The organism is Terriglobales bacterium, from assembly GCA_035487355.1.
Taxonomy (GTDB): Bacteria; Acidobacteriota; Terriglobia; order Terriglobales; family Acidobacteriaceae; genus QIAW01.
On sequence record DATHMF010000009.1, the window covers coordinates 47,357 to 69,055 of the forward strand.

Consider the following 21,699-nt stretch of genomic DNA (forward strand, 5'->3'; position numbering starts at 1 on the left):
GAAACCCTGCAGACTCGGGAAGATGCATCAATGCGATTGAAAAGAATTTTTCGCGACTCAGCTAAATTCCTAATATGGGACATTCTATTCTTAATGCTTTTCTCAGTTGCGGCGTTTTCACAACAAGCGTCGGTTCCGCCGGTCTTTACCAATCCCGAAATAGGAGGACTCCAGCGCCTCTTTCAAGATCCACCTGATGACAGCCGCATTATGATGCGCTGGTGGTGGTTCGGGCCGGCAGTGACCAAGCCCGAGCTCGAGCGTGAAATGCGGCAAATGAAAGCTGCGGGGATAGGCGGTTTCGAGGTGCAGCCGGTTTATCCTCTTGTTCCCGATGATCCGGATGTCGGCATAAAAAACCTTTCTTTCCTCTCCGACGAGTTTCTTGATGTGCTGAAGTTTACCTCTGAAAAAGCACACGAGCTCGGACTTCGAATGGATCTCACCCTGGGAAGCGGGTGGCCTTACGGAGGGCCGCAAGTTCCCATCAATCATGCCGCCGGGCAATTGCGCTTGCAGCGTGTGAAGGTCGCGAGCGATTCGCAACGCGTGTCGGTGCCGAGTATGACTGCCGGCGAAAAATTGCTCGCGGTTTTTCTGGCTGATATCCAGGGACAGGCGATCGCACCGGAAAGTTTGCATGAGCTTACCGTCAACGGAGAAAACCTGGTCGAACTCCCTGCCGGCCTCAGTGGGCCTCACGAACTACTTTTCTTTATTTCGAGCCGCACGGGAATGACCGTAAAGCGGTCTGCAGTAGGGGCCGAAGGGTTCGTGGTGGATCATTACGATGCTGCGGCTGTTGCGGAGTATCAACAGAAAGTTGGTATCCGGCTCATGCAGGCTTTTCGCGGCACACCTCCGTATGCAGTTTTCTGCGACAGCCTGGAAGTATTTCAATCCGATTGGACGGGTGACTTCCTGGAGGAGTTCCAAAAGCGGAGAGGCTATGACCTCAAGCGGTATCTTCCTGCTCTGGTATTCGATATCGGACCAAAAACCGGGGCCATTCGGCATGATTGGGGGAAGACACTTACGGAGCTATTCAACGAGCGTTTCGTTGTTTCCATGCGGGGGTGGGCCAAACAAAATAAAACATTATTTCGCATGCAAGGTTATGGCATGCCTCCGGCTGAGATGTCGAGCAATGCGCTGTCAGATCTGCCAGAAGGCGAGGGGCCGCAGTGGCAGGTGGTCCGCGGTTCACGCTGGGCTGCCTCGGCCAGCCATATTTATGGGCGTCCGGTAACGTCGTCAGAAACCTGGACTTGGATCCACTCGCCGGTTTTTCGCGCGACTCCTCTCGACATCAAAGCTGAGGCAGATCTTCACTTTCTGCAGGGAATCAACCAACTGGTGGGGCATGGCTGGCCCTATACCGCGGAGGGTGTCGAGTATCCGGGATGGCGCTTCTATGCCTCGGGTGCTCTGGACGATAAAAATCCGTGGTGGATCGTGATGCCCGATGTGACCGCGTATCTGCACCGGCTTAGCTTCCTGCTGCGACAAGGAGAGCCTGCCAATGATGTCGCTCTGTATCTTCCCAACAGCGATGCCTGGGCGAGCCTTTCCGCTGGGCGAGTCCACCTGATTGAGACCCTTCGCGATCAAGTTGGCATCGATGTGATGCCGCAAGTTTTCGAAGCTGGATTCAATTTGGACTTTTTCGATGACGATGCTCTCAAGCAAACTGGCCACCTGGAAAAAAACAGTCTGACGCTTGGGCCGGGCAGATACCGGGTAGTCATTCTGCCCGATGTCGAACGCATACCGCTTGAGACGCTGCAAAAACTGGCGGACTTTGCTCACGGTGGCGGGGTGTTGATTGCCACACGCCGCCTGCCTTCGTTAGCCCCTGGCTTTCTGGCAGCCGACGCGGAAAACAGCCAGGTTCGTGATCTTTCGCGCAGTTTGTTCGAAGGCCCGTCGGCTGTCGCGCATTTCGTCGAAGACGAAAAGCAGCTTGGAAAACAACTGGCCAGCTTGTTGCAGAGCGACATCTCATTTTCCGCGCCTGCTCCGGATATCGGTTTTGTGCACCGTAGAACCAAGGACGCAGAAATTTATTTTGTGGCGAACACCGGCAATACACCTGTGAGTTTGAACGGCACCTTTCGCGTTGCAGCCGGGAACGCAGAGTGGTGGGACCCTATGACTGGGAGAGTTTCGAAGGCAAAAGCGCTGGTTCAGACAAAAGATCTGACAAAAAGAGGAATAACCATTCCGCTGAACCTGGAGCCTTATGCTTCGCGTGTGCTGGTTTTTTCACGGCGTTCTCTGCCGCCGCTCACTGCGCGACGTGCGCCTGTGACTCCCGCCCCCGTTGATCTGAGCACGGGCTGGCAGATTTCGTTCGGCCAAGACAGCAAATCAAAAACGATAGACCGGTTGGAATCCTGGACCGATGACAAAGAGACGCGCTATTTTTCCGGTCTTGCCACATATGAGAAAGATGTAACCGTGCCGGAAAACATGCTGCAACCCGGCCTCGCGGTGCGGCTCGACTTCGGGGAAGCGAAACCCATTCCGCCACAGAATCTGCGAGCAGGCATGCAGGCCTGGCTTGATGCCCCGGTGCGCGAGGCAGCAGTCGTCTATGTGAATGGCAGTCGCGCGGGATCGGTTTGGTCGCCGCCATATTCGCTGGATATTACGTCTTACCTGAAGCATGGCAACAATCACGTGAAGATTGTTGTAGGTAATCTCGCGGTCAACTACATGGCTGGCCACGCATTGCCCGATTACCGGCTGCTCAACTTGCGTTATGGCGTACGCTTCGAAGCCCAGGACATGGACAAGATACGGCCAGTGCCCGCCGGTTTGCTCGGACCGATTCGCCTATTGTCTGTTGCTGAAGCGCCTTGAAACTAGAGAGTGTCCGTAATTCGGAAGCTATTCCCGCGTCTCGCGTCGTCACATAACGGCCAACACACCGTTCACGTAACCTACCGATTCCGCCAGGCCGGGCAGCGGGTCCTTCTCGTCTTTCTCGAATTCATAGTGGAAGGTTCCCGAGTACTTGAGCCGGTTTGCCTCCCGAAGCAATTTAGCGACGTCGATCACGCCCCGGCCAATTTCAACTGTCGTGCCGCTAGGCTGGGACGCCGATTCGTCCTTGAGGTGAAAATCGTGTACTCGATCAAAGCACTTGGAGAACTGTTCCGTCGGATCCAACCCGATCCGCTGTGTGTGCCCGATGTCGATGCATAACCCCATCCGCTTGTCCATGTTGGCGACAGCCTTGTACACGCTCTCCGGGCTGGGGAAGTTGCGGTCTGTAGGCCCGTGATTGTGAATGGCACAAATAATGTCTGTCTCTTTAGCTGCGTGCTCGACCGCTGGGAGCAGCGCTGGCTCCGGACCGCCAATAATCATCTTCATGCCTGCCTTCTTCGCATACGCGAAGGCTCGTTGGACCTCTTCCTCGGTTTTCATGTAAACCACACCGCAGGAGTCAGCTTCGAGCCCGGCCTGCTTGATCTTCTCCACCGCCGCCTGGATTTGCTCATCCGAACTATTCAAAGGGAGATGCATCTCCTTTAAGGTGAGCTTCTTCAACCCTAAGCGTTTCGTCATCTCGATGGCGTCTTCCAGCTTGAACGTGCGAAAGGAGTAGGATGCGATTCCAAAACTGAATGGGAAAGTGCGATTCCGTGCAGCTTCCTTAACTCCTGCCTGAAGCGGTTGTCCTGGAAGCAAGGCTGAAATTGGAATAGATCCCGCCGCCGCCGCAATGCTGGCAGTCTTCAAGAAACCACGCCTGGTAACATTGTTCATTGAGAGTCTCCGATTGGGTGAAATAGGTGCTAAATCCTGGACGTCGAGCGAATCCGGCGTATTGTAACCCTCTCGTTCGTCAAAAGTCTAACTGCCAACTTTTGCGGGAAACTCCAGAGCTATCCTGTTCAGGTTGGGAATTCCTCGACACGGCACACGAAGCATGACATCCGCGTAAATAATCGAAATGTGGCATAGAGACGCAGCAAACTGCGTCTCTAACCAAAGATGTCAACAAAGCGAGATAGCTCTATTCAACCGAATCGAAGAGTTTTTCCAGTGAAGTGATCTGGACGCGAAGCTCGTTTCTGATCTTCTCAGCGCGGTCGTTAAAATCAGACTCTTTGTCGCCCGGCTTGTAGGCGAAAACCGTACCGAGGGCACCGATTGTCTTCCCAGAACGGTCCTGCAATACCAACTCTACTTCGAAACGGTCTCCCTTTTTGTTGATTTCCAGGTTGGACTTGCCGGTTTGAACCACTCGGAGATCGTCCTCGTCGGCCTTCTTGCCAATTCGTCCTATGTTAGAAGCGATAATAATGTTGTCAGAGCCGTTCGGCGGAGTGACATGCATGGCGAGCACCAGCAAGTCGGGGTGCTTGGCAATAGCATCATCCACCAGTTTCTGTGCGTAGATTTTATTTTTTGGCGTCTGCGACAAAGCGGGATGAACGCTGCCGAAAACGGCCAGAAGTGCAAATAAACCAACCAAATACTTAAATCGTGTCATTACTGTTCTTTCTCCTCTCAAAGTTTGTGGCCTTCGGCAACCTCTACCAAAGCACCTTTAGCGAAAACTGTAATTGCCGAGGGCTGGTTAGCGTGCTGGTCAGTTGGCCAGCCGTGGGCAAGAGGTTGCCGCCTCCATTGAAAATCTGCTGCTGCGTGGTTAGTGGAGGCGCGAAGTTAACCCGGTTCAGCAAATTGAATGCCTGCGCCTGGAATTGAATTCGCCAACGCTCAGTAAAAGTAATCTCCTTGATGAGAGCCATATCCACGTCGAACAACCCAGGGCCGATGATGCTGTTTCTGCGATTATTTCCAAGCCGGGTACTGGGCGTAGGGAAAGAAAAGCAACTCAAATTGAGGTAGTTGACGCTTTGTGGATGAACAAGATTGCCGCATCCCGCGACCCGGTCAGGATAATCGAACGACGAGGTGCTGTTTGTTCCCAAAGGATCACCGCCGGTAATAACCGTAAAAGGCAGGCCCGTACGAGCAGAAAATATACCTCCCCAAGTCCATCCGCGTAAAGGCCAGGCCCAGGCAGGTTTTCCCGGAGCGGGAATTTGATACAGGTAGTTGGCCGAGAAGACGTGGCGAATATCGAAATCCGACAGGCTTTTATTTAGGGACATATCGAAGTATGGCAAGTTCGCCGCCGAATTCGAGAAGGTAGCGCCGGCCACTGAGGATGAGCTGTCATCAATGCTCTTTGACCAGGTATAGGAGACGCGGCCTTGAAGCCTTTTGAAGAGGTTGTATTTGAATTCGGCCTGCATGGAGTGATAGGTGGAACTGCCTACCCATAATAGCCCGGTCACTGCTCCGACTGCCGGATTCTGCACGGTACCGCTCCCGGCCGGTGACGGCCAGAGATATCCCAGCGGACTCTTGCTTGTTGGCAGAACGATATTCATGTCGTTTGAGTTGAACGGCTGGTGAATGCCATGGGAGCCAATGTATCCAAGCGTGAAGACTGTGCTGGGCGAGAGTTGCTGCTGCATATTGAATGTCCACTGCATGACATAATTACGGCCCGGATTCGGCTGGATATACGCTTGCTTCGTCAGTGGGACCTTGCCGGCAAATCCGTTGGTCGGAAATGCGCCGAGCGGAACAGTGGTATTGCGGCCTTCCAGATAAAATGGCGCCGACCCGATCGCAGGCAAATTGAAAAGGTAAGGCAGTGGCAGCACGTCATAGACGCCAAAGGCCCCTCTGAAAACGGTCAAGCCCTTGCGAAAGGGGGTCCAAGCAAAGCCAACACGAGGCTCGAAATTGTGAAGCGTTGGATTGGAGAAATAGCCAGACACAACTGTAGGTTGTGGATCAGTGAGTTGCTTTAAGACACCGAGCCTTCCTGCGGTTTCGCTGGGCACAGTGGCCATCTCGTAGCGCAAACCTAAATTCAACGTCAGGTTTTCACGCACGCGCCAATCATCTTGCACATAGAAGGCTGCAATCGTTGTCCGAAGATCACGCGGAGTGCGCGGCGTCGCCGGCAGAGCGGACTCGTAGAATGTCGCTTTATTCTGGAGAAAGCTCTTCAGTGATCCGAAGCTGTATTCGCCGAACGGGAGCACGCCGCCTAAAGCATTATTCTGAATCCGCTCGACGTACCCGCCAAACGAGATGGTTTGCTGCCCGTGAACGAAAGTTGCGTCGTCGTAAAGCTGGTAAGAGTTGTAGTGATAGAAGAATGGCCCCAATCCTCCCGGCCCTCCTTCAAACCGGGAGATGCCGGTAATGAGTATTTGCCCCGGAGGGCTGTTGGGAATGAATCCGAGGGCGGTGTTGACCGCCGCCGGATTGATAACCGACGCGGTGGTGGGCGCTCCCACCGCAGAGCGCGTATACCCAAAACGAACCACGTTGGCGAGATGCGGCGAGAAAACATGCGTTTCTTCGAGAATGCCTGCCGCACGGCGTGAAACTGCACCGAGGACCAGTTCGTCGAGGTTATCTGGAGAACTGCTGGAACTGGTGTCATAAAGCGCTGTTGCGCGGAAGGTGTCATTCTGGGAAAAATTGTGGTCCAGGTGCGTGGTAATGAGGTCTTCATTGGTGACTTGCTGCCCAACAAAGTTGTATTGCCCGATGTCGCCTGATATTGCGCCATTAGGCAATGCGTAAAGAGAAAAGTAGGGCACTACATTCGGGTTCACGATTACGTTGCCTGAGGCCAGGTGTCCTTGCCGAGCGGCGCCCGTGGGCACAATCGCAATCTGGCTGACACCGAGGCTCTGCCGGACCCCTTCATAGTCGGCAAAGAAGAACGTCTTCTTCCTGATGATCGGACCGCCAATGGAGCCGCCAAATTGATTTCTGCGGAACGAGGGCACGCTGGGACCGTCAAAGAAATTACGTGCGTCAAAGACGCTGTTGCGCAAGAATTCATATACCGACCCATGGAACGAATTCGTTCCGGAACGAGTGATGGAGTTAATGACCCCTCCCGAGCTGCGGCCGTACTGAGCGGGCGCATTGCTGGTAATGACGGAAAACTCCTGGACGGCGTCAACTCCCAGAGTTGCTCCCAGGGCGCTTCCTGGTCCGCCGTTTGCATAGTCGTTCACACTGATGCCGTCAAGCCGGTAATTATTCTGTTGCGGGCGGTTGCCTCCAATGGTCAGTTGTGAAGCAAGTCCCCGGTTGGTGCGGGCGCTTCCGGTTGCAATATCACCTGACAGGTTGAAAATTTGCGAAACGCCTGGCTGAAGCGCCGCAAGACTGGTCCAGTCGCGCCCATTGAGCGGCAACTCGCGCACGGTTTTATCATCCACTACCCCTTGGACTGAAGAGGTCGCAGTTTCCACAGCCGGTGCGCTGTAACCGCTGGTTGCAGTTACTTCAACCTGTGTCGTGTTCGCCGCCAAACTCAAAGTAATATCAACAGTCCGGACGGCGCCGACGGTCAGGACTAATCCAGTGATCCCTCTCTCATGGAAACCGGTTGCTGTTGCCACCACGCGATAACTTCCTGCTGCAAGATTTTGCGCAGAATAAACTCCAGCAAAGTTCGTCTCTGAGTTTCGTATCGCGCCGGTAGCTTCATTGGTGATGCTGATGGTTGCGTGGGGAATGACCGAATCTGTTGGATCACTGACCGTGCCCTGAAGGGTTGCGCCTTCCGCCTGGCACCACGAAGTGCCGCGAACGCTCAGCAGCATGAGGCAAAGCAGTGACACCTGGAAGAATTGCCGCCCATACCCTGAACAAAGCCAATTGCGTTGGGCGGCTGTGCCCGCTGCTGAAGCTGATCTCTGGAAAAACAGGCTTTCTTGATTGAAGGATTGATGCGGTCTGCCACTGGCCCGCGACGTACCTGTCTTCGATAGGGACATGAAGAATACCTCGTTTCAGATAGATTTCTTACTTCCGGTGAGGGAATGCCGGTCTTTCCGGTGACCGTTCAGCACAATAAATTGCCGGAATGAACCAATCCTGAACAAAAGATGAAAATTCATTCATGCACTGACGGCCTCAGTAGCCATGAGAGAGTTCATTCACTCTGGCATGCTGGCCTACCTTATCTGGCCCTGAGTGTTCTTCGATTTTCTGAAGTTCCTCTTTTACCATTTGCTGGGGGAGCGGCAGGAAAACTCCTTCTTTCTCCACATCCTGCTGCCCCTGTTTGCTCAGGACAAATCTCAAAAATTCCCTGATCTTCGGGTCGAGTGCCTGTCCTGGAGCGAGGTTCAAGTAAATGTAAACAACGCGGCTCAAGGGATACGTCTGGGGTACCACCTCCTGGAATGTACCTTTGTAGTAGGGGCCGTTATCGTTGACGGCCAGAGCAAGCGGCTGCGTGCCTTTTATGACGCTGCTGAATCCCGAGTAGCCAATGGCGTAAGGGTCAGCAGCGACGCCTTGCGCGATCGCGTCGAGAGCAGGCAGGGAACCGACAGTCGTGCGTTCGGTGATGCCGTCTTTGTATTCACCGTTTTCCAATACCCGCTCCTGCACAAAGTTGGCAATACCATTGGGCCGAATCAGGCCCCAGAGATGGATCGGTTTGTTGACCCATTCACCTTTCGCCCCCACATCACCCCAAGTGGTCACCTCTTTGTAGCCGCGCTTGCGGGTCTTGGAATAAATTGCGTCCAATTGCGCAAACGTAAGCTTGTGAATCGGGTTCTGGGCGTTGACCAGGAATGCAATCGCATGGGTCTTGCCCGGAGTCCGAAAGCTGCCCCCGGCGACCCTCACTGCGAAGGGCGCGTATCCGAATTTTTGCTGGAAGGGAGCGATCTCGTTGGGCAGCATCTCGCGCGCAACCGGACCGAGCTGGGCCCTGCCTTCGGTGAGCGCAGGAGCGGCTGTGCCCGAGGCCTTAGCTTCCATGTCAATGGTGACATCAGGATACATCTGGCGGAAATCGGCGATCCATAGCTTCATTAATGCTTCCATGGTGTCGGCGCCCACACTTTTCATAGACCCGGAGAGGGTTCCAGCGCTCTTATAAACAGGGAGATTGGGGTTGGCTTTGGCGTGCAGCGTCTCGTTAAATTTTGGGTGCTCGGCGGCCAACGCAGACATACACAGAAGAACCACACCAACAAAAAACAATTGCACTCGTCGCATTTTGCTTCTCCAGTTTGTCATGAGTCACATGCTGATTTACACGTTCAATTCCCGGCTTTCTTGGCCCGTGTTACTACATACCCGCAGGATTAAACGATTCTGAACCGAAGATAAAAACTTGTTCAGAAATAAAAAGCGAATGTCGGGACAACCTGCTTTGCGATATGCTGGGCGCTCATGCCGACCGCTGCAACCCTCTTCGTGCCACGCCTTTTCGTACTTGCGTCCTTGTTTTTACTTCCGTTTGCAATGAATGCACAGGAGCGGACTGGTTCCAAGTTGCTTGCGGGCACGATTGACACAATTGTGCGCAAGCAGATGCAGATGCACAGGATTCCTGCGTTATCAATTTCAGTAATGCGCAACGGTAAGACCGTATTTTCGCGGGCCTATGGATGGGCCGATCTCGAGAATCAGACGCCCGCCACTCGCGATACGCTGTACCGTATCGGGTCCATCGCAAAACCGATCACCTCGACTGCCGCGATGGTCCTGTCGCAACAAGGCAAGCTCAACCTCGATGCGCCCATTCAGGATTACTGCCCCGCATTTCCCCAGAAACCATGGAGGGTTACGACTCGACAGTTGCTGTCGCATTTGAGCGGCGTTCGGAATTTTCGCGCCGACTCCGGCGCAGTTCCGGAGTTATTCAGCGACATCCATTACGCGAACATCACCGACAGCCTGGCCATCTTTGCGGATGATCCTCTGATTGCCGCGCCCGGCACAAAGTTCGAGCCCAGCAACTACGGATACGATGTAATAGGTTGCGTGCTGGAGGGAGCATCAAAAAAGCCGTTTTCTGACTTGCTTCAGGAAGTAGTCTTCAAACCGGCAGGGATGGTTGCAACCCGGACCGATGATGTTTTTGAGATTGTTCCGCACCGCAGCCGCTCGTATTCACTCGCATCGAACGGCAATATTCAGAATGCGCGCCCCACTGACACCAGCAACAAGGTTCCGGGAGGAGGGCTGTTGTCCACCGCTGACGATCTTACCCGCTTCGCCATGGCGCTTGAATCGGGGAGGTTGCTGGACCCAACACTCATTCAACAAATGTGGACGCCACAGTTCACCACTGACGTCACACCCACCAATTATGGTCTGGGGTGGATGATTCGGAGCTATGAGGGAGTGCAGGTCATGGCCCATACCGGTGAGCAGCCGGGTGCGAGCTCGATCCTTTATCTCATTCCCAACCGGAAGCTTGCATTCGCAGTGTTGACCAATGCTGATGCCGCCGGATTATGGAAGCTGGCAGATCAGCTCGCAGGCGTGCTTACCCATCCCGACAGGAAGTCGCCCGTGAAAGGTCGTTGATCAGGCGTCTTTTTATTCGAGCTTTTTCAGTTCCTGTTGTGCATATGCTTCGGGCAGAGGCAGGAAAATTCCATCTTGAACCACGGCCTGCTGGCCTTCCCGGCTGAGAATGTATCGCACGAACTCTTTCAGGACTGGATTGAGCGGTTTTCCCGGCGTCCGATTCGCGTAAATATAGATGACGCGACTCAGCGGATATTTCTGCTCCGCTACTTCCTCGAACGTGCCTTTGTAATAAGGACCTCCATTTGTTTTCGCCAGTGCCAGCGGTTTTACGCCATCGTTGAGATAGCCAAAGCCGGCATAACCAATCGCATATGGATCAGAAGCAACCATGGAGGCCAGCGGAAACACCGTGTCTTGCACCGTGATCCCGTCTTTCCACTGTCCATCGCCAAGAATGCGCAAACGCAGGAAGTGCTCAAAGCCGTTCGGTTCTTTCACTCCAACGAGGTGGATCGGTTTATCCGCCCAGTCCCCCTTTAAGCCAAGCTGCCCCCATTTCGTGATATCTTCCTTCCCGCCGCGATTTCTGGTTTTGGAATAAATCGCGTCAATCTGGTTGAAAGAGAGTTTTTCAAGAGGGTTCTGCTTGTTCACAAAGAACGTCAGGGCGTCGGTAAAGGCCACGGTCCGGTAACTTCCCCCAGCGATAGCAACCTCAAGGGGCTTATACCCGAACTTTTGTTCGAATGGGGTTTCTTCCTTCTCCATCATCTCGCGCGCGATGAGTCCAAATTCCGCGGTTTGCTCGGTAAGCACCGGTCCGGCAGCGCCCGATCCTTCGATGGAGGCTTTTATTTCGACATTCGGATAATACTTCCTGAATCCTTCGATCCATAGAGCGACAAGTCCCGGAGTGGTATCAGATTGAACTCCGTTGAGCGAGCCCGAGAGCTGGCCGCGCGGCTTGTAGGCAGGAAGTTTTGGATCAAGAGTGGCATGGAAGGTTTCAGGGTTAGGCCTGGCATGCGGCGGTCTTTCCGAAAACATCGGGACCGCCCATGCCAATACGAAAACCATCAGTAGAGTTTGCTTCATGCAATCCCCCTTTTTAACGCTTGGAATTCTAACGCCGGGAAAAGTCTATTCAATTTGGAATGTGAGAACCTTGGCCCCAACTTTTCCTTCGCCGGGAGACACCGCGACATACAGCCGGTTCAGTTGAGGTACCAGCAGAGCAGTTTTCGCTCCTACAGCGCTTGGGACCTTGGAGATCAGCTCATAGTGATCGGGATCTTTTTGCTGATAGACGCCAATATAGCCTTCTCCGCCGGTGATGTAGACGCGGTGGCGCTGCGCATCAAAAGCAACGTCATCGGCTCTTTCGGGTGCAGGAAGGCTGGCGACCGATTTCCCGGTGGAGGTATCGAAGACCACCAGCATTCCAGGTTTGCGGCACACGACGAATAGTCTGTGGTTAGGCTCGTCCAGAGCTATCGGCGAGTTTTGCTGGCACTCGTTGACTGGCCAGCGATCAATGATTTGGCGTTTGTTTTTGTCAACGACGGCAATGTGGTTTTGATCGGTAACATTGATAAACAATCTTTGCCCACTCTGCTCAATGGCCATTGCCTCGACGTGGTTGGCGTCAAAGGGAATATCTCCGAGGTGCTTGCCGTTGACCGGATCAACAATGGATAAAAAAGAGTGATCCATCTGCACATCTTTGCCGCCGGTAACGATATAAAGTTGATGAGCGCCACGGTCAAAGCCGATGGAATCCGCGCCTTGTGTAATTTGTACGGTCTTGATTACCTTGAAGCTATTGGCGTCCAGAATCTTGGAAAGACCTTTGCCGCTGTCGGTAACAAGCAACCGGTCGGCTTGCGGCATGAAAAGAAAGCTGTGAGGAGCTTCGAAGCCCTCAATGGTCCGCATCTTCGTTCCACTGTTCAAATTGAAAACTTCTACTGTGCCGTGGTCTTCCGCGGCCAGGAACAGGCGCTTGCCATCCAGATCTACGGCGAAGTGGTCAAAATCGCCGGAATAGTTGGGCAGATCAACGGATTGGACGAGTTTGAGAGGGGCATCATCCACTGATTTCGCCTGTGGAGTCATAGCAAGCAAGAAAGCAAAGAGAGCTAATAAAAGTTTTTTCATGGTCAATCCCTTTCCAACAGAGATTCCCAGACACTACGCAAGATGTATGACTCTCTTCTGAAAGCAAAATGAAATTCTGTTCAGAATTAGCGGCACCATGAATCAGCAAAATTTCCCTTTTTAGTTCATGCGGTGTTCGGCGATACGTTATGATTGGGTCGTATCGAAATGCGCATTCTCTTGATTGAAGACGAAGTAAAGATGTCTGGCTTCATCAAACGGGGATTGGTCGCAGAGCGGTATGCAGTAGACGCAGCGCGCGACGGGCGCAGCGGACTCGAACTCGCTACTACATATCAGTACGATCTGATCATCCTCGATCTGATGTTACCCGAACTCGACGGCAGTGAAGTGTTGCGAAAGCTCAGGCGCCAAAATTCTGCTGTTCCTGTCCTTATTCTCTCCGCCCGCGACGCGGTGCAGGACAAGGTGGCCAACCTCGAACTGGGGGCTGACGATTACATTACCAAGCCTTTTGCCTTTGCCGAATTGCTCGTAAGAGTAAAAGCGCTCATGAGAAGAGGGCCGGTAAACCGAGCCAGCACGGTGCGAATTGGCGATTTGGAACTCGACCGGCTGACCCAACAGGTAAAAAGAGGTGGGCACCGCATCGAACTTACCGCCAAAGAATATGCTCTTCTGGAATACCTGATGACCAATGCCGGCCGTGTACTCTCACGCAACATGATTATCGAACACGTGTGGGACCAGAGTTTCGACGGGATCACCAACATTGTGGATGTGTACATTCGGCATCTTAGAAACAAAGTGGACAGCGGACATGATCTCAAGTTGCTGCGCACCGTGCGCGGCGTGGGCTACAGTATCCGGGAAGGGGTGGAAGCATGAACATCCACTCGTTGCGCTTTCGCATGGCGGTCTGGTACGCGGGAGTTCTGGGAGTTTGCCTGGTCCTCTTTAGCGTCAGCGTATATCTGGGGCTTTCCGGTTACCTGAACAGAAGCTTGCGAAATTCTCTTCTCGACGATGCCCAATCCATTGGCGACAAGCTGCTGGTAGATGTTGACCGCAAAGGCGAGGCTTTTGTGGTTGGAGAACTTAACGAGATGGCGCCGGAGATCACCGGCCGTTTCATTCGCGTTACACGCAGCAATGGCACGGTGATGTACGTCTCGCCCGCGCCTCTCGATAAGCGTTTTGATCCTGCCCTGGTTCCTCCGGTCAAAGGGACTGTGCGTAGTGAGCTCTGGCGTGAAGAACACGGAGCCGCCCATTACGGCGTACTGATTACCGCCATTCCCTTTGTTAATCGGGACGGCCGCTCTTTCCTGATCGAAGTTGGAGCTTCTTCCGAAGCCAGTGAAACCGTGTTGCATGCGCTCGTCCTTATGCTTGCGCTAGGGATGCCGCTCATTATCGCGGGCGCGGTTTCCGGCGGCTACATCGTGATGAAGCGCGCTTTGAAGCCGCTTGATGAGATCACACAGAGGGCCGAGAAGGTCAGCTCCCACAACTTCGGGGAGCGCTTGCCTGTGGTCCACACCGGGGATGAAATCGAACGGCTCACGACGTCGCTGAACCGCATGATGACGCGCCTGGAAGAATCGTTCCAACACATCTCCCGCTTCTCGGCCGATGTCTCGCATGAGTTGCGTACACCGCTTGCGATCTTGCGGGGTGAGCTGGAATCCGTTGCCGAGCACCAGCAGCTTTCCCCGCAGATGCTTGAGACCATTGGCAGCGCCTTGGAGGAAATTGAGCGTCTCACCAAGATCGTGAATCACTTGCTCGAGATATCGCGTTTAGAAGCAGGCCAGGCGGTTCCGGAATCTGTAGTGATTGATTTGGGCGAGCTGGCCATGAGCACAGCGGAACAGATGCGATTGCTGGCGGATGAGAAATCCATTCACGTCCTCTATCTCATTGCGCCTGACGTTATGGTGAGAGGTGACTCGGCGTTATTGAAAGAGGTTGTCGTCAACTTGTTGGACAACGCATTCAAATACACGCCGGACGAAGGCTCTGTGCGCCTGATTGTTGAGACGAACGATAAGCATTCGGTGCTGGAGGTTCAGGATACTGGAGTGGGCATTCCCACAGAAGCATTGCCCCACATCTGTGAGCGTTTTTACCGCGCCGATAAAGCTAGGTCACGGCATTCTGGCGGTGCCGGTCTGGGACTTTCAATTGTGAAGTCCATTTGCACGGTTTTAGGCGGAGAGATAAAAGTTTCCAGCAAAGAAGGGGAGGGGACCCTGGTGCGTATTGAATTGCCGCGAATACCAGCGAAAAAAGCAGAACCAGCCAGTGCCGATCCCTTGCTCGGAGCATTGTCTTCGTTGCGAAGAGATTGAATCTTCGCAATATGTTACAGCCGCTCCCTTGGGGTTAGGCAGTGTTAAAAGCAGTCTCAAATTCGTCCTCTTTTTTCTTGCGCCCGGCGCAGAAGTCATACTTAACACCCCCGGCGGAATCTGAAAGTATTTTCATTCAGGCTTCAGCGTCGCTTCATTATCAAATCCTACGATTATTCGGGTTTTAAGAAACAGTCATAGATTAATGATGAATGCACTCGTCTTTCGTAACCAGTGCAACGGGGGAAAAAGAAGAATGAAGAAACCGCAAATTGCGGTGACGCTGTTTTTGGCCTGCAGTGTAATTGTGACCGCGCAGACGGAGCTTCCCAAGAAATCCAGGAACTCTGCAGCCAAGTCCGCTGCGGGCAAGCGGGGTGCAGCCAAGCAGGGCGCAACAAAGAAAAGCGCTACCAAAATCAAGCATGCCCTGCTCATCAGCATTGATGGTCTTCATGCACTCGACCTCGCGACCTACATAGCGAACCGGCCCGATTCGACTCTCTCCCAACTCAGCAAACGAGGAATCATTTACTCGAATGCGTCAACTCCGATTGCAGACTCCACGCCGGGACTGCTGGCGTTGGTTACCGGGGGGACTCCAAACTCGACCGGCGTTTACTACAGCGATGGATACGATCGCACCCTGTCTCCGCCCAAATCGGGATGCGCGACCCGGGGCGCAGTCATCACTTTTGACGAAACCGCAGACAAGGACCCCGACGCCGAAGATGCTGGCGGAGGAATGGATCCAGAGAAGATGGCCCTCGATCCTCAGAAGAATTGTTCACCGGTATTTCCCCACAATTTTTTGCGCGTCAACACAATCTTTGAAGTCGTGAAGAAGAGCGGTGGCAAGACGGCTTGGTCTGATCAGCATCCGACTTTTGGCGATTTCCTGCTGGGTCCCTCGGGAACCGGCGTTGATGATCTCTATACGCCGGAAGCACACGCGCCAGGAGTGAAGAAGGGCATTGCCGGTGCTGAAAAACACGACGCATTGAAAGTGCAGGCGGTGCTCAATCAGATCAAAGGGCTTGACCACACGGGCGCCAGACAGAGCGGCGTTCCCAAGCTCTTTGGAATGACGTTCATCACCGTGAGCGTGGTGCAAAAATTGGCGGGAAACGGGTACCTGGATGGCAGGGGCACACCCAGTCCAGGACTGCAAGGTGCGATGGACTGGACGGACAACGCCATCGGCCAAATGGTAAAAGAACTTAAAGACCAGAGTATTTTTGACTCTACACTGATCGTCATAAGCGCCAAGCACGGCCAGTCTCCGATCGATCAAACCAAACGCAAGCTGATGGACGAAGGCACTGTTCCCGATATTGTCGAATGGGTGCAAAAGGGATTGCTCGCCCACTCCACCGTGGATACAGTCGCATTTCTTTGGCTGAAAGATCAGAGCAAAACAGCAGAGGTAGTGAAGGCCATAGAAACAAAACAAGTGGAAGCGGGAATTCAGGAGATATATTCCGGCGAATCTTTGAAGCTCAAATTTCCTGATCCTCAACACGATCCACGCGCGCCCGACATTATCGTTCAGCCCATTTTGGGAGTGATGTACAGCGAGCCCAGCACCAAACTTGCGGAGCACGGAGGGTTCCTCGAGCAGGATACGAACGTTGGTCTGTTGGTCTCCATACCGGGAGCGCAAGGGCAAACCGTCAAGACCCCGGTTGCAACCACCCAGGTTGCGCCCACGATTCTTAAAGCATTGGGTTTAGATCCAAATTCTTTGCAGTCGGTCCAGCTGGAACACACTGAGGTGCTGCCATGGTTGCCGCTGCAATAAGCATAGTTCGATCGCAAGGAAGGCTAATTTGATGACGACAACAAACGTTCTACCTCAGCCGCAAGCTTCTCCTGGGCCTCAGACGGCAAAGCCTGGCTCATCGCGTGGAGGAGTCAGCACCTTTTTGGTTTACCTGTTCGAAAAGATGGCGCCCGATCCATATGTCTTTGCCGTGATTCTCACCTTCGCAACCGCGATTTTGGCATATACATTGACAGGCAATTCTTCTGTTCGTGATATCGGAGTGGCCTGGTATAACGGCGTCTTCAATATCCTGACGTTCGCATTTCAGATGGTGCTGGTGGTGGTGACCGGGTATTCCTTGGCCACTTCACCATGGGTCCACAAGCTTCTCGAAAAAATTTCTTCTCTTCCAAAAACTCCGCGCGATGCAGTTTCGCTGACCATCGTGATCGGCATGCTCGCCTCCTGGATCAACTGGGGTTTTGGCCTGGTCGTCGCAGGTTTGCTGGCGCGCGAGATTGCAAAACGCGTGCGCCTCGATTTTGGCTGGCTGGTGGCCGCCGCCTACACCGGCTTTGTCATTTCTACGGAGGGCCTGTCGGGCTCGATTGCGCTGTCGCAAGCGACTCCTGGCTCAGCGCTCAACCTGGTGGAGAAAATCGCCGGGCATAGCTTGCCTTTGACCCAGACCATTTTTACCCGCATGAATCTGGTGCCTGTCATCGCATTGTTCGTTTTGCTGCCAATTATTTTCCGGTATACCGAGCCTGCACCGGAGGACTCGGTCATTGTGGACCCGGAACGATTGCGCACCGAAGACCAGCGGAAACAGGCTACGGAAAAAACCGGCACCCTTGCAGCCTGGCTGGATCGCGCCTGGATCCTCAATATTTTGCTGGTCGCGTTTGGTGCAGCGGCGCTGGCAGGGCATTGGCGTCAAGCCGGGTTCTCTTTCGATATCAATTCAGTCATCCTTATTTTTTTGCTGCTCGGGTTGCTGTTTCACTGGAGACCGATTGCTTACGTGGACGCGGTAAAAAACGCCGCCCGGATCACAGGGCCGCTGATTCTTCAATATCCGCTCTATGGAGGAATCATGGGAATCATGACCGCTACCGGATTGGCAGGCGTGATCTCAAAAGCGTTCCTGTCATTTTCGACCGCGACAACTCTGCCATTCTGGACGTACATATCGTCTTTAATTATCACGTTTTTCATTCCCAGTGGCGGCGGTCATTGGGCGGTCCAGGGACCTTTTATATTGCCGGCGGCAAGAGATCTTCACGCTTCCATGGCAGGAACCACGATGGCAGTGGCCATGGGGGAGTCTGTGGCAAATATGATACAGCCCTTCTTTGCTCTGCCCATTCTGGCCATCGCGGGTATTGGCATGCGGCGGATGATGGGATTTATGGTCATTACTTTTGTGGTCGCGCTGGTCGCGTTTGGCCTGGCCTTGCTGTTCTTAGTTCCTAAGGCCTGAGGGGCCGTTGTAGTGGGTAAGTCATGGGTTATTTGAAATCGTGCACGTGGGGAAAGTGATACAGAACTTGTCATAGATATGGATTTGGCACCTATTGGGTAGACCTGAATGTTTCCTGAATCAGGCAAAGGAGAAATTCTAAAGGAGAGAATTCTTATGTATAAAATGGCCCATATCGCGTTCGCTGTTGTTCTTGTGCTCTGTTTGAATGGCGCTCTTTACTCCCAGTCCACAAACGCTTCACTGACCGGTTACGTTAGCGATCCGAGCAAGGCAGTGATCCCGGATGCCAAAGTAACTGCCATCAACGTAGGCACGAACATACGTTATGAGGCAATGACCAACGCCTCGGGCGGGTATACCATCGCGAACCTGCCGCCCGGTACCTATCGCATTCAGGTCGAGAAACCTGGATTCAAGACAGTCGTCAAGTCTGACGTTGATCTTCACGTGCAAGATACGCTCGCCATCAACTTCGAGATCGGAGTAGGGGCGACATCGGAGGTTGTAACCGTAGAAAGCGGAACTCCGCTGATGCAACTCGAGTCTTCTTCGGTCGGCAACGTTGTGGATTCGCATACCGTCGTTGATTTGCCCCTGAACGGGCGCGACTGGACCTTGCTTGTAACGCTGGAGCCTGGTGTCGCCCAGGTGCGCACGCAGAAGCCGCTGGCGATCAGTAACGATCGCCCGAACCGCGGCCTGGGATCGGAGGTCACTATCGGCGGCAATCGTCCTCAACAGAACAACTACCGCCTCGATGGCGTCAGCATTAACGACTACGCTTCCGGCGCGCCCGGCAGCATACAGGGCGCCGTGCTTGGCGTGGATGCGGTGCAGGAATTTTCCGTGGTTACCAGTAACGCGCCCGCCGACTACGGCAAAACCTCTGGCGGCGTCATCAACGCGGCTTCGCGTTCGGGCACGAACTCCTTTCATGGTACGGGCTATGAGTTTCTGCGCAACAATGTGTTTGATGCGCGCAATTTCTTCGACACAGTAAACGGGAAAGCGATAAGGCCTCCATTTAAACGGAACCAATTTGGTGGGTCTGCAGGCGGGCACATCGTCAAGGACCGTACGTTCTTCTTCGCCGATTACGAGGGGCTGCGCCAGAGCCAGGGCAACACCAATGTTGATAACGTGCCCTCAGTGGCGGCACGCTCGGGCCAGCTTGCTGCCGGCAACGTGACGGTTGATCCGCTGGTTGTGCCGTACCTGAATCTATTTCCGCTTCCCAACGGTATTGTGAATGGAGATACCGGCCAATTCAGCTTTGTTGCCCAGCAGGTCACAAATGAGGATTTCGTCACCGGCCGCATTGATCACAAGCTCTCCGAATCCGACAGTCTTTTTGGAACTTATGTGTTTGATCGGGGCGAGACAACCAGTCCCGATACCTACAACTTCAAGAATATCGGAACCAAATCGCGCCGCCACACGTTTGCGTTGGAGGAGTCACACACCTTTTCTCCGGCGCTGGTCAATGTGGCGCGCTTTGGTTTCAATCGAACTGTATCCATCGCGCCGACGACTCTGAGCGCGATTAATCCCGCGGCTGCGAGCACATCGCTTGGCTTCGTGCCTGGACTCCCGGTGGGCCTTATCAACGTGACCGGTCTCACTAACTTCCAAGGCGGCCTGAGGGCGGTGGGGGAATTCGATTTTCACTACAACTCTTACCAGGTCTACGATGACCTCTACTGGACCCGGAGCAAGCATTCGCTAAAACTGGGCTTCTACGCCGAGCACATCCAGTCAAACCAGCTCGGTACGGCGAACCCCAACGGACAATATATATTTGGCGGGCTGGCGGCATTCCTGACCAACCACCCCACCAGCTTCAATGCACCCATCAGCTCGGCCATCTCTCCGCGTGATCTCCGCCAGGATATCTACGGCGGATACGTTCAAGACGATTACAAGTTCAGGCCGAACCTTACTTTTAACCTCGGTCTCCGTTACGAGATGGCCACGGTGCCGACTGAAAGTTCCAATCGGCTGTCAACGCTGGTCAACCTGAATACGGATACTACTCCGAGACTCGGTTCGCCGTACTTTTCCAATCCTACGCTCAAAAATTTTGCGCCGCGCGTCGGCTTCGCGTGGGACCCGTTTGGCACGGGCAAAACTTCGGTCCGGGGCGCATTTGGAATCTATGATGTTCTGCCCCTGCCATATCAGTTCGAGCTTATTTCACTGCTCTCCGCGCCTTTTTCTCTGGCAGGAAATGTCACGCCGGCGCCAGTGGGATCATTTCCGACAGGTGCGTTTAACCAGTTGACCGTGACGACCCTTCGCAATGGCTACGTTCAGCAGAACCCGCATCGCAACTATGTCGAGCAATGGTCCTTTAACGTGCAGCGCGAGTTGGCGCGAAATTTCACGGTAACCCTGGGATACATCGGCTCACACGGTGTTCACCAACCGTTCCATGTGGATGACATTAATGTTGTCCAGCCGACGCTCACCCCAGCCGGCTTCGCCTGGCCTGCCTCCACTATTGGGACAACGAGACTGAATCCGAATGTCAGGCAAATCAGCGCCGTCACCTGGAACACCTCTTCGGTTTACCACGGCCTGAATGTGGAGGCGATCAAGCGTCTAAGCCACGGCTTCCAGATCCAGACCTCCTATACGTTCTCCAAGAGCATTGACACCAGCTCCTCGGGGATCGCGGGAGATACGTTTGGCAACTCTGTCTCAAGCCTGCCGGCCTTCGACGCAAAAGTAAGACGCGGGCTTTCTGACTTCGATGTTCGCCACGTGCTCATGATCAATGGTCTGTGGATGATTCCGAGTCCAAAGTCGTGGAGCGGAGTCCCCAAATGGCTGGCTTCCGGATGGCAACCCGGCGGTATCTTGACGCTGACAAGCGGCCTGCCTTTCACGACAACGATTGGCGGCGATCCACTCGGCCTCAAGAGTGCGGATCCCTACGCCTTCCCGGATCGCATCGCGGGATGCAGCCCGGTGAACGGTAGCTTCAAAACGACACCCAACGGTCCGCACTATCTCAACACGGCATGTTTCTCATTTCCGGTAACTGATCTCCCTTCAAACACCACCTTGCCCCGCTTGCTCGGCAATGCAGGCCGCAATACGGTGATCGGGCCGGGACTTGAGGAATTTGATTTTTCTCTATTCAAGAACAATCCGATTCGCAACATTTCCGAGACATTCAACGTACAGTTCCGCTGGGAGGTTTTCAATGTCGCGAACCGTGCAAACTTCAATCCGCCCACAAATCCGAACCGTCAAATATTCACTGCAGCCGGGGCTCTGAATGGCAACGCCGGTCTGCTGAACTCGACTTCGACTTCTTCACGGCAGATGCAGTTTGCGGTCAAATTTATCTGGTAAGCGGGATGCGCGCATCGGTGGGAGCCCCCGGCTTTAGCCGGGGGGAAAGGTTAGCAGAGTTTTGGGCTTTAGCCCTGGGCTTCTTTGTGAGTAGGAGATTATTTACGCGGGCATCAATAGCCCCTGGGTTGTCCAAACAGAATCTATAACAGCGATAGTGCCTTTTACAGTTGCTTCGCCTTGGTTAAGATTCAAATGATATCAAAGGGGTATCAAACCGTTGGTCATCGAGAGATTGTCGTTCTATCATTTCGCTTGAAGTATGT

13 protein-coding genes are annotated in these 21,699 nt (G+C 53.7%); 7 read left to right on the forward strand and 6 right to left on the reverse strand.

Annotation, left to right across the window (positions count from 1 at the left end; all coding sequences use genetic code 11):
- Positions 1-93 precede the first annotated feature (93 nt).
- Positions 94-2,865 (forward strand): glycosyl hydrolase, encoded by a 2,772-nt coding sequence (locus VK738_02010; GenBank protein HTD21397.1) that lies wholly within the window; start codon positions 94-96, stop codon positions 2,863-2,865.
- A 48-nt stretch (positions 2,866-2,913) separates the two neighbouring features.
- On the opposite strand, the gene VK738_02015 is transcribed toward VK738_02010, so the two are convergent.
- The 4 genes from VK738_02015 to VK738_02030 form a co-directional block, all read right to left on the reverse strand.
- Positions 2,914-3,777 carry a sugar phosphate isomerase/epimerase gene (locus VK738_02015; GenBank protein HTD21398.1) on the reverse strand — a complete coding sequence of 288 codons (864 nt, stop codon included), beginning with the start codon at positions 3,775-3,777 and terminating at the stop codon, positions 2,914-2,916.
- 250 nt (positions 3,778-4,027) lie between these two features.
- On the reverse strand, positions 4,028-4,507 hold the full coding sequence (locus tag VK738_02020) for a hypothetical protein (protein HTD21399.1): 480 nt from the start codon (positions 4,505-4,507) through the stop codon (positions 4,028-4,030).
- 43 nt (positions 4,508-4,550) lie between these two features.
- Positions 4,551-7,844 (reverse strand): carboxypeptidase regulatory-like domain-containing protein, encoded by a 3,294-nt coding sequence (locus tag VK738_02025; protein HTD21400.1) that lies wholly within the window; start codon positions 7,842-7,844, stop codon positions 4,551-4,553.
- Positions 7,845-7,983: 139 nt separating this feature from the next.
- Complete coding sequence (locus tag VK738_02030) at positions 7,984-9,084, reverse strand: PstS family phosphate ABC transporter substrate-binding protein (GenBank protein HTD21401.1); 1,101 nt, start codon at positions 9,082-9,084, stop codon at positions 7,984-7,986.
- A 249-nt stretch (positions 9,085-9,333) separates the two neighbouring features.
- Between VK738_02030 and VK738_02035 the strand changes: the two genes are divergently transcribed.
- Positions 9,334-10,404, forward strand: a complete 1,071-nt coding sequence (locus VK738_02035) for a serine hydrolase domain-containing protein (GenBank protein ID HTD21402.1) — start codon at positions 9,334-9,336, stop codon at positions 10,402-10,404.
- A gap of 12 nt (positions 10,405-10,416) precedes the next feature.
- On the opposite strand, the gene VK738_02040 is transcribed toward VK738_02035, so the two are convergent.
- Both VK738_02040 and VK738_02045 read right to left on the reverse strand, forming a co-directional pair.
- A complete protein-coding gene (locus VK738_02040) occupies positions 10,417-11,445 on the reverse strand; it encodes a substrate-binding domain-containing protein (protein ID HTD21403.1) in 1,029 nt (342 codons plus the stop codon).
- Between the two features lie 45 nt (positions 11,446-11,490).
- A complete protein-coding gene (locus VK738_02045) occupies positions 11,491-12,507 on the reverse strand; it encodes a WD40 repeat domain-containing protein (protein HTD21404.1) in 1,017 nt (338 codons plus the stop codon).
- 168 nt (positions 12,508-12,675) lie between these two features.
- Here VK738_02045 and VK738_02050 point away from each other — a divergent pair, with 168 nt between their 5' ends.
- The 5 genes from VK738_02050 to VK738_02070 all read left to right on the forward strand — a co-directional run bounded on the left by VK738_02050 (position 12,676) and on the right by VK738_02070 (position 21,433).
- A complete protein-coding gene (locus VK738_02050) occupies positions 12,676-13,356 on the forward strand; it encodes a response regulator transcription factor (protein ID HTD21405.1) in 681 nt (226 codons plus the stop codon).
- Positions 13,353-14,822: an ATP-binding protein gene (locus VK738_02055; protein HTD21406.1), complete on the forward strand. Its 1,470-nt coding sequence runs from the start codon at positions 13,353-13,355 to the stop codon at positions 14,820-14,822. Before VK738_02050 ends, VK738_02055 begins: the two co-directional genes overlap by 4 nt.
- Before the next feature lie 256 nt (positions 14,823-15,078).
- A complete protein-coding gene (locus tag VK738_02060; GenBank protein HTD21407.1) occupies positions 15,079-16,623 on the forward strand; it encodes an alkaline phosphatase family protein in 1,545 nt (514 codons plus the stop codon).
- A gap of 31 nt (positions 16,624-16,654) precedes the next feature.
- Positions 16,655-18,070 carry a TIGR00366 family protein gene (locus VK738_02065; GenBank protein HTD21408.1) on the forward strand — a complete coding sequence of 472 codons (1,416 nt, stop codon included), beginning with the start codon at positions 16,655-16,657 and terminating at the stop codon, positions 18,068-18,070.
- 156 nt (positions 18,071-18,226) lie between these two features.
- Positions 18,227-21,433, forward strand: a complete 3,207-nt coding sequence (locus VK738_02070; protein HTD21409.1) for a carboxypeptidase regulatory-like domain-containing protein — start codon at positions 18,227-18,229, stop codon at positions 21,431-21,433.
- Positions 21,434-21,699: the final 266 nt, after the last annotated feature.